At 50.5% G+C, this 13,656-nt stretch carries 7 protein-coding genes; 6 read left to right on the top strand and 1 reads right to left on the bottom strand.

Going from position 1 to position 13,656, the window contains the following annotated elements; translation table 11 throughout:
* Window positions 1–52 precede the first annotated feature (52 nt).
* The 3 genes from QUA47_RS10355 to rodA all read left to right on the top strand — a co-directional run bounded on the left by QUA47_RS10355 (window position 53) and on the right by rodA (window position 4,466).
* Window positions 53–2,464, top strand: coding sequence for a tetratricopeptide repeat protein (locus QUA47_RS10355; protein ID WP_333430675.1), 2,412 nt, complete (start codon window positions 53–55; stop codon window positions 2,462–2,464).
* A gap of 61 nt (window positions 2,465–2,525) precedes the next feature.
* Window positions 2,526–2,873: a VOC family protein gene (locus tag QUA47_RS10350; RefSeq protein ID WP_190661613.1), complete on the top strand. Its 348-nt coding sequence runs from the start codon at window positions 2,526–2,528 to the stop codon at window positions 2,871–2,873.
* Between the two features lie 333 nt (window positions 2,874–3,206).
* Window positions 3,207–4,466 carry a rod shape-determining protein RodA gene (gene rodA / locus QUA47_RS10345; RefSeq protein ID WP_333430674.1) on the top strand — a complete coding sequence of 420 codons (1,260 nt, stop codon included), beginning with the start codon at window positions 3,207–3,209 and terminating at the stop codon, window positions 4,464–4,466.
* A 494-nt stretch (window positions 4,467–4,960) separates the two neighbouring features.
* Here the strand turns inward: rodA and QUA47_RS10340 are convergent, their stop codons facing one another.
* Window positions 4,961–6,325 (bottom strand): proton extrusion protein PcxA, encoded by a 1,365-nt coding sequence (locus QUA47_RS10340; RefSeq protein ID WP_333430673.1) that lies wholly within the window; start codon window positions 6,323–6,325, stop codon window positions 4,961–4,963.
* 52 nt (window positions 6,326–6,377) lie between these two features.
* Between QUA47_RS10340 and QUA47_RS10335 the strand changes: the two genes are divergently transcribed.
* From QUA47_RS10335 to QUA47_RS10325, 3 genes are all read left to right on the top strand, one after another.
* Window positions 6,378–8,588 carry a recombinase family protein gene (locus tag QUA47_RS10335; protein ID WP_333430672.1) on the top strand — a complete coding sequence of 737 codons (2,211 nt, stop codon included), beginning with the start codon at window positions 6,378–6,380 and terminating at the stop codon, window positions 8,586–8,588.
* A 381-nt stretch (window positions 8,589–8,969) separates the two neighbouring features.
* Window positions 8,970–12,221 (top strand): Ig-like domain-containing protein, encoded by a 3,252-nt coding sequence (locus QUA47_RS10330; RefSeq protein WP_333430671.1) that lies wholly within the window; start codon window positions 8,970–8,972, stop codon window positions 12,219–12,221.
* Between the two features lie 34 nt (window positions 12,222–12,255).
* Window positions 12,256–13,656: calcium-binding protein (locus QUA47_RS10325; RefSeq protein ID WP_333430670.1), on the top strand; the 1,401-nt coding region annotated here is incomplete at its 3' end.

Here is a 13,656-nt window from a genome sequence, read left to right as displayed (position 1 = left end):
AAAAAGTCTGTTAAAGTTGTGTCAGATGGGTAACGCTAAACCTGGTGACTAAATGGAAGCCGATCGTGCACTGGATTTTACCAACTCGTTACTTGTGGCTCGAAACCTGAAAACTCTCGACAACCTTGACAGCGCGATCTTTCGCGAAGCTTGGCAAGGCGTGCAAGGCAGGACGTACCAACAGGTTGCAGATAGTGAAGGGTATGGAGTAGGGACTGTTAAGGATGCTGCCTCTAATTTGTGGAAGCGACTTTCAGCGCTGTTTGGAGAAGGCGAAAAAATCAAAAGAGACAACCTTCAAGCGGTAGTAGAGCGCTATTGGCGCAGCTACTCGAAACTCGAACCGCAGTCGGGACAAACTGTTCCGGCCCAAGTATCTCTCGGACTTGATGCGGATTTGGAAATCGAAAACCCGAATTTTTTGGGCCGCTTCGGGGCCATCGAAGATCTCAATACTCTTGTCGCCCAAGGAGCAAAAGTGATTGTCATCCAAAGTGCCGGCGGTATCGGCAAAACCACTTTGGCCCGACAGTATCTCAAATCTCAAGGGTTCGATCGAACCATTGAACTGTTGATGGCAAAAGAGACAGAGAATATCACAGCATTGGAAAGCGCGATCGAAGAATGGCTCAAGCAAGACTTTCAGGAAGAACCAGGGCCAGACTTTGGCGTCACCCTGGGGCGGCTGAAGCGACAGCTTCAGACTCACAAAGTCGGCGTATTGATTGACAATTTGGAAGCCGCACTCGACGGACAAGGTAAGTTTATTGAACCGCACCGCCTTTACGTGGAACTGTTGCGAGTTTTGGCCGACGCAGCCGTGCAGTCGGTAACGCTGATTACCAGTCGCGATCGACTTTGCGATTCTGATGTCACCGTCGAACACTACTTGCTTCCGGGATTAGAGGTGGAAGTTTGGCAGCAATTTTTTAGCTGCCGCAACATCAATATAGATGATGTCGCCCTCAAGGAAATGCACAAAGTTTACGGCGGCAATGCTAAAGCAATGGGCATTATTTGTGGCACTATCCGAGAAGATTTTGACGGAGATATGGCGGCTTACTGGCTGGAAAACAGCGAAGATCCGCTCGTTGAAACTGACTTAAAAAATTTAGTTACCAGTCAATTCAACCGCCTCCTCGAACTCGATGCCGAAGCCTATCAACTCCTCTGTCGCTTGGGCTGTTACCGCTATCAAGACGTGCCGACAGTCCCTACTGACGGACTTTTGTGTTTGCTGTGGGACGTGCCCGAAGCCGGACGCCGACAAATCATTAAATCGCTGTTGCACCGATCGCTAGTCGAGTCTCAGAAGGGCGAATACTGGCTGCATCCAGCAATTCGGGAAGAAGCGGTCGATCGGCTCTCACCCGGAGACTGGGAAACTGCAAACCGCAAAGCAGCCGAGTTCTGGACAGAGAGTGTTGAAAATATTGAGACTGTAGAAGATGCCCTGAAAGCTTTTGAAGCTTACTATCATTATGTGGCAATTAGCTGTTTCGAGCAGGCCGCGAGCGTCATCCTCAAAAAAATCAATATCCAGTTTGCCAAAGATTACAAGCTCGGTAGAGCGCTCTACAAATTAGGTTTCTTGCAGCCAGTAATTTCAGCCACTACTCGTATCGTCAACAATGTGACTTCGGATTATTATTTGAGCGGTTTATACAGTATATTAGGCATTTGTTACCGGATTTTAGGCGAAATAAATCAAGCCATAGAATGCCACCAGATATCAGAAATAAAAGCCACTAAATCTTTGCAAATTCTAGCGAAAAGCAGCGAACCTGAAAACGGCAAACAAGCTAATCTGGAATTCTGGAAAGTTAACGCTGCAATTAATATAGGTTTTTGTCAAATAGAAATGCGCGAATTAGAATCAGCTATGGAGATATTTGTCAAGCTGAAAACTTCGCGGGACGAAATCGGGATTAATAGCTATTCGCTCGATGTCGGGTTAGCTTTCCTCAACTCCTGTGTCGGAGCAAAAAAAGAGGCGGAAGAGCTCGCCGAAAAACTTTATGCCGATCGGGAAAACAGTCAGTTGGTGGGTACGGGATACAAGTTAGTTTTTCTCGCCGCCACCTATCAAAACCTGGGAGAGACAGAGAAAGCTTTGAGCTTGTACCGCCAAGCGATCGCCCAAGCCGACCAAAACCAGTACAGCACCATCAAAGCCAAAGCTCTCAGCGGTATAGCAGCGCTGTACCGACAACAGGGAGAATTTGACCAAGCCCTGCAGCACCATGCAGAAGCAATAGAAATACTCGATCGAACCAGCGCTAAATTAGACCGAGCCGAAGCTTGCTATCAACTAGCACTAACAGAACAAAAACTTGGTAACATCGAGAAAAGTCAAGAAAATTTTGAGCGCGCCATTCAACTGTTCAGCGAAATGGACGCTAGCAAACAAGTAGAAAAAGTACAGTTAGCCGCAACAAAAAAAACAGAAAAAATAGCTAATTAATCGAGCAAAAAATCAGAAAATAGATACAATAAACGAAAGAACAACCATAAACTTTGTAGATATGAAACTAAAACGATTGGGACACGTAGCCGTCTGCGTGCAAGACATAGAGAAGTCTGCTGAATTCTACCGCAACTTGGGTATGGAGTTAGTCTGGAAAGATGCAGACTGGGCTTATTTGAAAGCAGGAGAGGACGGATTGGCGCTGTTGAGTCCGAGTTACGACCAAGCAGGGCCGCATTTTGGGTTTGTATTTGACGATCGTACCGAAATGGAATCCGCCTACGAACAACTCAAAGCCGATGGTGTTTCCGTCACCCACATTCACGAACACCGCGACGGTACTGCATCCTTCTACGGCAGAGATCCAGATGGGAACGGCTTTGAGTACCTTTACGAACCGGCCTGACGATTCTAGGGCTTACGAATACAAAACCCAAGAAACCGGGTTTTTAGCGGTTTCGGCGAGTTGTAACGCCTCTTCTCGACAAAAACCCGGTTTCTGACCACGTGCGATCGCGAACTAAATTAAGTAAGCGCACAGAAAAAATAGAATACCCAGATACCCGGTTTGGCGTTCCTTCTTTCGTTCCCGGAACATCCCTACAACTCCCCGAATAATGTGAGGTACTCACACCGACGCTTCTAAAGTAAGGTGCAGAGTCTGAATCCGAAATATATCGACAACTTCCGAAAATCAGCTCGATAATCTAAAATCTAAAATCTAAAATCTAAAATCCTCATGTTGCAGAGAATACAAGTCAGAAACCGCTGGAAATCAATCTTCAAACCCTGGGAAGAAGCAGACCCTTGGCTGTTCGGCGCTTGCATCGCCCTCACCATCTTCGGGGGAATCATGATCCACAGCGTGGAAATTAATCAGGGACTCATCAACTGGTGGCGGCACTGGGTAACTGGGGCAGTCGGTTTGTTCCTCGCCATCATCATTTCCCGCTGTCGCTACCAAATACTGATTGAGTGGAAATGGCCGATTTACATATTAATCAATTTGTCGCTGATCGCAGTGCGTTTTATCGGTACTACAGGGCTCGGTGCCCAGCGGTGGATCAACATCGGCGGCTTCTACCTGCAACCCTCAGAATTTGCCAAAGTAGGCATGATTGTCACTTTAGCAGCTCTCCTGCACGACAAGACTGTCCCCACCGTGGGTAATATGTTGAGGATGCTGGCGATTATGGCTGTACCCTGGGGATTGATCTTTGCTGAACCAAATTTAGGTACTTCCTTGGTCTTCGGCGCGATCACAATGGGGATGTTTTACTGGGGAAATGTCAATCCCGGCTGGCTAATATTGCTATTCTCTCCTCTCATCTCAGTTCTCTTCAATAACCTGTCTACACCGATTTGGATAGCCTGGGTAGTTGTTGCGGGTATTATCGCTTGGCGAACCCTGCCTTGGCCCTGGTTGGGGACTTTCGGTGCTGTGTTGGTGAACGTTGTTTCTGGACACCTCGGACATATTTTTTGGAATGTGCTCAAGGATTATCAAAAAATGCGTCTGACAGGGTTTTTAAACCCCGAGAAAGACCCTTTAGGCAGCGGATATCACTTGATTCAATCTCGGATTGCTATTGGCGCTGGGGAACTCAAAGGCAGGGGTTTGTTTCAGGGAACGCAAACTCAGCTTAACTTTATTCCCGAACAGCATACGGACTTTATCTTTTCAGCTATTGGCGAAGAATTGGGTTTTATTGGCTGTATTGCCGTGTTGTTGGTGTTCTGGATAATTTGTTTCCGGTTGGTGACGATCGCTCAAACTGCTAACGATAATTTTGGTTCTTTGCTGGCGATCGGCGTACTGTCAATGTTGATTTTTCAGGTGTTCGTAAATATTGGGATGAACATTGGCTTGGCTCCGGTTACGGGCATTCCCCTGCCTTTCCTAAGTTACGGGAATGCGTCGCTGCTGAGTAATTTTCTCGGCCTGGGACTGGTGGAGGCTGTGGCAAGCCAGCGACAGCGCAAGAAGCGTTGGAATTAGGTAATTGGTAATTGGTTCTGGGAATGCGATCGCGCTTTTGATTTCTTTCGAGAGATTCTGCGGGCGATCGCATTTTTTTTCTATCGGCCTAGGCGCATCTAAATTTTACGCTTCCTGACCCGAGCCTTCATGACTGTCAAGTTTGATAAAATTCTTGTGGGGTGCGCGCGAGAACCCGCCCAAAAATAAAATTTAGAGGCAAAACAGCTTAAGTCTATCAACTTAATTAAACCACTCCTGAGGCAAACAATAAATGATTTTATGCGCTATGGGTAAGCCGCTCATTGTGCAGTGGACGCCCTACTGAGGACGTTCTTAATGCCTGAAACAATTGTTATTATTACATCTTTTTTTCTTCTTCCTGCTTCTTGCTTCCTTCTTCCTGACATCCGTTACATCCGTTACATAATCCGTTGCCGGACTTCCTTCTTCCTTCTTCCTGACATCCGTTACATCCGTTACATAATCCGTTGCCGAACTTCCTTCGCCTCTAATTATTCGTTCATATTCTTGTACGTAGCAACAGCCGAAGGCGAACTCCGGTTTAAATAACGGAATATCCAATACTTAAATACCGTATCCAAGATAACGGGAAACGTCGCAATGAACAAAAATATGAACTGCCTATTTTCTGGTAGTCCCAAATGCCTCGATACACCTTCGAGAATTACTTCCCAACCGTGAGGCGAGTGGAATCCGACAAACACATCCGTAAACAAAATAATTACGAAAGCTTTCGCACTGTCGCTGAGGCCGTAAATCACATCGTCCATGAAAGACTTTAAAATCTCAATCTCTTTCTTGTTAGTGACGATAATCGCGACAAACGCCATGCAGGAAATCAAATCGGAAAAAATATTTTTAATAGCTCCACTACTTTCAGCGCGGTATTCCTCGGCTAGCTCAACTGCTTTCTCGGCAATCTTCTGTTCCGTTTCCTCTAAAGAAAGCGACGGAGCAGTGCCTATTAACCTTTCAAATTTGAGGTGCTGCTCAAATCTCTCCAGTTCTTGGAATGCTTCTTCTTCCAGGTTAACATTTATGAAAAGTGGAGCATTTTCTTGGCCTCTAAAATAGTCAACTATCGGTCCCACTAGAAAGTTTTTGGAGATTTGATTCGTCAACAGCGGAACTAAAATCAAAAGCAAAATAAATCGGAGAGAAATAATTGTTTTTACTTTGGAATTGCGAAAATTTTTGACTACTTCTTTTTCAGCTCCCGGGTCTAAATCTTTAGTGATTCGATTCAAAGTTCCCAAAAGTGAGCGCGGTAATAAATTCACTTCTTCATAGTTAGTGTCAACCTCACCATCGTGAATTTTAACAGAATTAGCTGAACCTTTATTTTGGTCAGGTGGAGAGCTGCTATTTGTTGTAGATTTTACCTGCACATTTACTGAACTGACCACCGGAATAATTGCCGTCGATCTACTATTATTAATATACTTGTCGATGACTCCATCAATAAACTCTAGCTTCTCAAATATAAGGGAGGCTCTATCTTTATTGTTGAGATGTAATCCGTGCTGGTGATAATCGACGCTGTGCCCCGTTTTCGGTTTGGCACCCACTCGCTCCGGCAGTTCCAAAAAAGAACGGCTAGCATTAAACTCAACCATTCGGGTTTGGATGACCTTGAGGTATTTTTGCAGTTCGGATTTAAAGTAAGACAGGGTGCTTTGTCCGTAATCTCCCGATCGCTCAGAGATTATTTGACCGCCAAAATGCTCGTCTTCGATCGCCTTAATTGCTAACGCAGCATCGTAGGCCTGTTCTAGAGCCCTCTCAGGGGTTTCTCGATACCATTGGTGAAGGCTGTAGAGATATTTTACAATCCTGTTCCACGGAGAAGTATTCATAGCTAAAGCTGGTTAGTTTGCTGTAGACATTAGTGATTAAAGTATTCACGGTATGGTAACAAATTTACATAAATTGAGAACTGCCACCGAGGATTCAATTTGGATTGTCGGATCTGCCCGCAGTGGCAAAACCGCTCGTTTAGTAGAGCAGTTCTGCATTTGGAGCAAAACTGTCAAGCCCTTGCCCGCAAAAGTTTCAGGGCGATCGAGTTCCGGGCGGCGGCGGGCTGGACAAACTGCCCCAGCAATTTTAGTCTTAGCAGCTAACGGAGACAACCGGCTAGAATTGGCCGATCGCATCGCCGTCGCTACCGAAGGAAAATATACCTTTCACTCCACAACGCCCTTCGGTTTTTTTGAGCAGGAGGTATTGCTATTTTGGCCCCTGCTAGTTCAGTCGCTAAATTTGAGAGCTCAATTTCCCCTGCGACTGCAACCTGAAACCGAACTGGAACTTGCCACGAGACTCTGGCGTCGCGAACTAGACGAAGGCATTTTGCAACAAACAGGGGTAAGTCCAAACCGAATGGTGCGTCGAACACTAGACTTATTACAACTTGCTGCTGTCAGCGGTACGCCCAGAGAAGAGATTCCCAGCATTCTGGAACAGGGATTTGCTATCTCAGGCGGCTCGACCAACCTGTGGACTAGCATGGGAGAGTTGCTCGAAAGGTGGCGGGAATGGTGCTTGACGCGGGGGCTGCTGACTTACGGGATTGTTTGCGAACTCTACTGGCGCTATTTGTTGCCGGATGGCAGTTACCAGCAGCATTTGGCCTCTAGATACCAAGCTGTGATCGCAGACGATGTTGACGATTATCCGGCGATAAGTCGCCATCTGTTCGATCGAATGCTCGACCAAGGTGCAGCGGGGGCGTTCTCGTACAATCCAGATGGAGGAGTGCGTTTGGGCTTGGGGGCTGACACGGAATACCTAGCCCGACTGGAAGACCGCTGTCAAAGCGTGGAAAATTTGGACGCAAAAGCCGGTTTAGCCCCAGAGATTGGAGATTTAGCGGTAAGTTTAGCAGTTAATTCAGAGGGTTTTTATCCTTTAGGCTTGAGTTTGCCCGGATCGGTTCGATCTCTCCAAAGCACTTCCCGGGCTCAACTGCTGCGAGAAACCGCCGAAATTATCGCGGATGCGGTGAAGTCACAAGCCGTGGAACCGCAGGAAATCGCCGTAATTGCGCCCGGGATGGATGCGATCGCCCGTTACAGTTTAACGGAAATTCTCGCGCGAGATGGTATCGCCGCCGTATCTCTCAACGATCAGCGTCCCCTCTCTACTACCCCAGAGATTCGAGCTTTACTCACTTTGTTAGCCTTAGTTTATCCGGGACTCGGCCGTTTAGTCGATCGAGACGGCGCCGCCGAAATGCTGGTAGTGTTGGGCAGCCAGAAACACCGTTCATTGGAAACAGAAGATTCCAACTCGACGTTCAATCTAAAATCTCAAATTCAAAATCAAAAATCGATCGACCAAGTGAGAGCAGGTTTAATCGCCGATCACTGTTTTTGTCCAGATATCGATCGACCTCAATTGCTGCCAATTACAGCTTTTCCCCGGTGGGACAGACTGGGACACCGAGCAGCCGGGGCCTACGAGCAGATTGTGGAGTGGATCGAACAACAGCGGTCGCAACAGCAGGAGCGGCTGTTGCCGAACCCAATTGCCCTGCTCGATCGAGCAATCCAGAAATTTCTGATGAACGACAGATACCTCCCCTACGATCGGCTAGCAGCCCTGCGCGAGTTAATGGAAACCGCCAGCCACTACTGGGAAATCAACGGGCGAATGCAGCGCGTAGAACCAACAAACGGCGGCGACTCAGAAACGATCGCCCGGTTCATCCAATTGTTGCGCCAAGGAACCGTCACTGCCAACCCCTTTCCAGTTCGTCCAGAAGGTCCAGCAGCCAGAGCCGTCACCCTCGCCAACATCTTTCAGTACCGCAGCAGCCGCCGGGCCCACAAATGGCACTTTTGGCTGGATGCCGGCTCGCCCCTGTGGCTGAGCGGTGGTGCGGCTACATTGTTTGGTGCTCCCTTATTTGTGCGATCGCAACTCGGGCGCCCCTGGGAAACCGAAGACGAAACGACTGCCGACCAACAGCGACTGCGGCGAATTCTGCTAGATTTGTTAAGTCGCTGTTCCCTGCTTTACCTTTGCCACAGCGAACTATCCGTCAGTGGACAAGAACAAACCGGGCCGCTTCTGCCCCTAATTAACAGCTCTGTTTCTTGTCAGAAGTCAGCATAAGAAAGTCGGCTTCTGAAGGCAAGAGGCACATATGTATTCGGCATTCGGCAGGAGGAAAGAAAAAATTATGACAGCGAAGATTTTTATTTTTTCGGCTTCTGGATAAATACACCGGGCTGACTCGAAGCCAGACTTCTAGGTTCTATAGAACTGGGGCGATATTAAAGTATACCCAACATAGGCAGCAAAACGTGCAATCATTAATATTTTGAGATCAAAAGATGCCCGGCTTAAAAAATATCCATAGCCGTTGCAGTTTTGATTTAGTATGCTAGAAATGATCGGGATTATTAATCAATTTTAAGCCAGATTTGTGGCAACAAACTGATACTAATCAGTTCTTAAAGTTAATCGGGATCGTCGTTTAAAGGAGCCAAAATAATGCCAAGTGCAGTGCCAGTAGTAATTATACCAACACCAACACCAGAACCGCCAACACCAACACCAGAACCGCCAACACCAACACCAGAACCGCCAACACCAACACCAGCACCGCCGACGCCAACTCCCTCCGGGGACGACACATTTGGTGGCATAGACGACACAGTGGGCGGAGGCCAAGGTACGTCGCCCGCAGTCATCGGCGGCGTAGTCCGCGGCGGAGAAACCAACGACTCCTTAGTTGGCAGTCCCGGGCCCGACGTGATTTCCGGGCTGCAAGGCAACGACAACCTGCAAGGAGCCGACGGCGACGATTTAGTATTTGGCAACGACGATGACGACGTGCTGTTCGGCGCGCCCGGCAACGACGTTCTCGATGGCGGGTCAGGACTCGATACCCTGTACGGAGGCAAAGACAACGACTCCCTCGACGGGGGAAATAACCCTGACGTGCTTTACGGCAATGACGGCAACGACACGGTAATCGGAGGCGAAGGCAGGGACACGGCTTACGGCGGCAAAGGCAGCGACAGCTTGCGTGGAGGCTCTGGCGACGATAGCTTTTTGGCCGATCGAGGCGACGACATCGTGTGGGGCGACCAAGGTAACGACTCGCTCTTCGGCGGCGATGGCGAAGACTTGGTATTTGGCAACGAAGGAGGCGACTGGCTCTATGGAAACGCCGGCGGGGATACATTTTTTTCCGGCGACGGCGACGACATCGTATTCGGCGGCGACGGCGACGACATCGTGGACGGCGGCGCGGGCAACGACGTTCTTTGGGGCGAAGCAGGCAAAGACGTAGTGGCAGGAGGCGAAGGCAGAGATGTCTTCGTCATCGGTGCCTTCAGTTCCCCCAGTGGCAGCAGCGACGGCACTAACGCGGCCTTTCTCACCACAGGCGGTCCCGACATCGCCGATGCCGACATTTTCACAGACTTTCGCCAAGGCGAAGATTTCATCGGGTTAAGTGGCGACCTCAAGTTTGAAGATTTGGTCATCTTCCAAAGCACTGAGACCAAAGCCGGCAGTACGATTATTCGCAACGGCGTCAGCGGCGACTTTTTAGCAGTATTGCCCGGAGTAGACAGCAGAACCCTCGGGCGAAGCTCATTTGTAATTGCCCCCAGAGTTCCCGGCAGCGCAACTCCGCTCCCCCTGCCGACGCCGACAGGAAGTCCGACGCCGACAGGAAGTCCGACGCCGCCGACACCGCCGACACCGCCGACACCGCCGACACCGCCGACACCGCCGACACCGCCGACACCGCCGACACCGCCAGACGAGCCGCGGCCGACGTTCCCGGGGTCGCCGACACCGGGGTTGCCGACGCCGACAGGAAGTCCGACGCCGCCGACACCGCCGACGCCCATCTTTAACCAACCTCCAAGAGCAGTTAACGACAACTTCACCACGGTTGCGGGTCAAGAACTCAGTTTCAACGTTCTGTTGAACGACACAGACCAGGAACAAAGCGCTCTGACTGTCACGACTTTTGCTCCAGCAAGCAAAGGGAGCCTGGTTCCCGTGGGCGGCGGCGTATTCAAATACACCCCGAATCCCGGCTTCTCGGGTACTGACAGCTTCAGCTACTCGATATCAGACGGCAGCGGCGGCACAAGTAAGGCGGTAGTAACCATCAACGTCAGTAGCCCGCCGCAGCTAGTAATTAACGACGGTGTGGTGGTTGCCAAAAGTAATCCTACCCAGACAATCACTGCCGCCGATTTGTTAGTGACAGATCCCGATAACAGCCCCTTGGAAATTGTTTACACGATTACTAAAGCCCCCGATGCTACCAGAGGTTTTGTCCAAAGGGGCAGCACCTTTCTGAACGTCGGCGGCAAATTCACCCAAGACGATATCAACAACAACATCGTCAAATACAACTTGCTGGCGACAGGTGGCAGCGACACTTTCACGTTTACAGCCTCCGACGGGTCTGCAACTATCGGGCCGGCATCCTTCAGCATCACGGTGGTAGATAATATTGTCGATCGCAGCGCACTCCCGGCCAGCAGCTTTACAGGCAGCAACCTCAGCGATTTCATCCTGGGCGGGGCCGGCGACGATACCCTCTCTGGGGCCGACGGCAACGACATCATGGATGGCAGTGGCGGCAACGACCTCGTATTCGGTGAAGCAGGCAACGACTCGGTGGTGGGTGCGATCGGCAACGACACCGTTGACGGCGGACTGGGCAACGACACCGTTGACGGCGAAGACGGCATAGACTCGCTGATCGGCGGACTGGGCAACGACCTGATGTTCGGCGGCAATGACAATGACAACCTCTTGGGCGGTGACAACAACGACACCATTGACGGCGGAACAGGCAATGACTCGATGTTGGGAGAATCCGGCGACGACTCGATACTTGGTGGCACCGGGATTGACACCTTACTTGGTGGCATTGGCGACGACTCCCTCGACGGTGGTGCAGGCGACGACATCCTCGACGGTGGACTGGGCAGAAACTTGCTCGAGGGCGGTATCAATAACGATTCCATATCCGGCGGCGACAACGATGACACGATTTTGGGTGGAGAAGGCAACGACACGGCACTGGGAGGTGCGGGCAACGACTACGTGTTGGGCCAAGCCGGCAGCGACTCCCTCGACGGCCAAGCGGGCGACGACACTCTCGACGGCGGTGCAGGCAGCGACTGTCTCAGCGGCGCCTTCGGCAATGACTTAGTGTTGGGCGGCGATGACAACGACTCGCTTTCCGGCGGTGCAGGCAATGACATTGTGGGTGGCGGTGTCGGTTCTGACTTGCTCACGGGCGATGCTGGCAATGATTTCTTCTACTACGAAACTCCCAGCGAAGGCGTGGACGTGATTGCTGACTTTAACGCTAACGGCAGCGAGACCGACAGATTTTTGTTCAGATCGTCAAATTTCGCAGGTTTAACCAACTCAGGAACTACTCTCGATTTCACCAGTTTTATCGTCAGGAATATCGGGTCTAGCGGCGACGACATCAGCAAGCAATCAGTCATTTTGTTTGAATCTAAATTTGATAACGCTCAAGCAGTAAATGCAGTGTTGAAGAATCAAAAGGGTTCGAGCAAAACGGGAGCTTTCTTCGTGTACCTGAACAATACTTTTAACAAGTACGTTCTAGGCTTTGACCCGAATGTGGCAGATGACAGTCTCCCAGCTTTTGATTTGGGAGTTTTGAATTCTATTCCTACAGTGCCGGGAGCGCTCAGCACCGTCATTACTGCATCTGACTTTAAGTTTATTTAGTAGTTTTTGAGTAGCGTCGCAAGGAGTCGGAACAATGCCAAGTGCAGTACCAGTAGCTTTTACCCCACCGTCGCCGTCCCCGGCACCGTCGCCGTCCCCGGCACCGTCGCCGATGACGGGGACTTCGACAATGATGACGGGGACTTCGACAGGGATGACGGGGACTTCGACAGGGATGACGGGGACTTCGACAGGGATGACGGGGACTTCAACAATGATGACGGGGACTTCGACAGGGATGACGGGGACTTCAACAATGATGACGGGGACTTCGACAGGGATGACGGGGACGGGCCCGGACATTTCGATCACCCCGGTGCCGCGGCCACCTGTGACAGTTCCCACGCCTCCCCCAGAGCCACTTTTTGTCGATGGCTTAGTTGTCGCAAATGACGCCAGTAACTATTTAATCGGCAGCTTGTTCAATGACACGATTTCCGGGGGTGGCGGCGACGACACGCTTCTGAGTCGGGACGGAGACGATCTACTCAGGGGCGAAGACGGTAACGATTCTCTCAACGGTGGCGCTGGTAAAGATATTGTTGAGGGCGGGCGCGGCAATGACACGGCGCGGGGCGGCAAAGGCGATGACTTGGTTTCTGGCGACCAAGGCGATGACGTAGCTTTTGGCGACCAGGGCAACGATCTTGTCTTGGGTGCTGAGGGCAACGACTCGCTGTACGGCGGTAAAGGCAATGACTGTCTGCGCGGTGGTGGCGAGGACGACCTGATTTTTGGCGATAAGGGCAGTGACACTGTTTTTGGCGACACGGGTAACGACTGCCTGATCGGCGCTGCGGGCAATGATATTTTGTTGGGCCAGGAGGGCGGGGATGTCATCACCGGCGGTGTTGGTAACGATACTGGTGACGGCGGCGAGGGTGATGACCTGATCTTCGGGGGCGACGGCACTGATTCTTTGTCGGGAGATGCTGGGGATGATATTCTTTCGGGCGATCGCGGGTCTGATACTCTGACAGGAGGCGACGGATCGGATATCTTTGTTCTCGGTAGGGTGGGCACGTCGCCTGGTGACAACGGGTTTCTCACTACTGGGGGCCGCGAAATCGGCGATGCTGATGTAATTAGAGATTTTAATCCGGGAGATTCGATCGGTCTGGCTGGAGGTCTCAACTTTACAGAGTTAGAAATTTTCCAGGGCCAAGGCTCGAATTCTAGCAACACGATTATTAGGGACAGGCGAACTGGGGAATTTTTGGCGGTGTTGATTGATGTTCGATCGACCTCGCTAGATGAATCTCGATTCACTACAGCTCAAATACCGCGCGTAAACGACAATCCCTTCACCATTGAGGGGACAACAACTCCTTCTACCAGCGGGACAGGTACTAATAGCGGCGGGACAGGTACTAATAGCGGCGGGACAGGTACTAATAGCGGCGGGACAGGTACTAATAGCGGCGGGACAGGTACT

The organism is Microcoleus sp. MON2_D5, assembly GCF_036701905.1.
In the GTDB taxonomy this organism is placed as follows: Bacteria; Cyanobacteriota; Cyanobacteriia; order Cyanobacteriales; family Microcoleaceae; genus Microcoleus.
Note: the sequence above shows the minus strand (reverse complement) of the source record. Positions and strands in the feature narration are given on the sequence as shown.

Coding starts and splice junctions, on each gene's coding strand:
- QUA47_RS10330 (WP_333430671.1), top strand. CDS start 8,970: ATGCCAAGTGCAGTGCCAGTAGTAATTATACCAACACCAACACCAGAA.
- QUA47_RS10350 (WP_190661613.1), top strand. CDS start 2,526: ATGAAACTAAAACGATTGGGACACGTAGCCGTCTGCGTGCAAGACATA.
- rodA (WP_333430674.1), top strand. CDS start 3,207: ATGTTGCAGAGAATACAAGTCAGAAACCGCTGGAAATCAATCTTCAAA.
- QUA47_RS10355 (WP_333430675.1), top strand. CDS start 53: ATGGAAGCCGATCGTGCACTGGATTTTACCAACTCGTTACTTGTGGCT.
- QUA47_RS10335 (WP_333430672.1), top strand. CDS start 6,378: ATGGTAACAAATTTACATAAATTGAGAACTGCCACCGAGGATTCAATT.
- QUA47_RS10340 (WP_333430673.1), bottom strand. CDS start 6,325: ATGAATACTTCTCCGTGGAACAGGATTGTAAAATATCTCTACAGCCTT.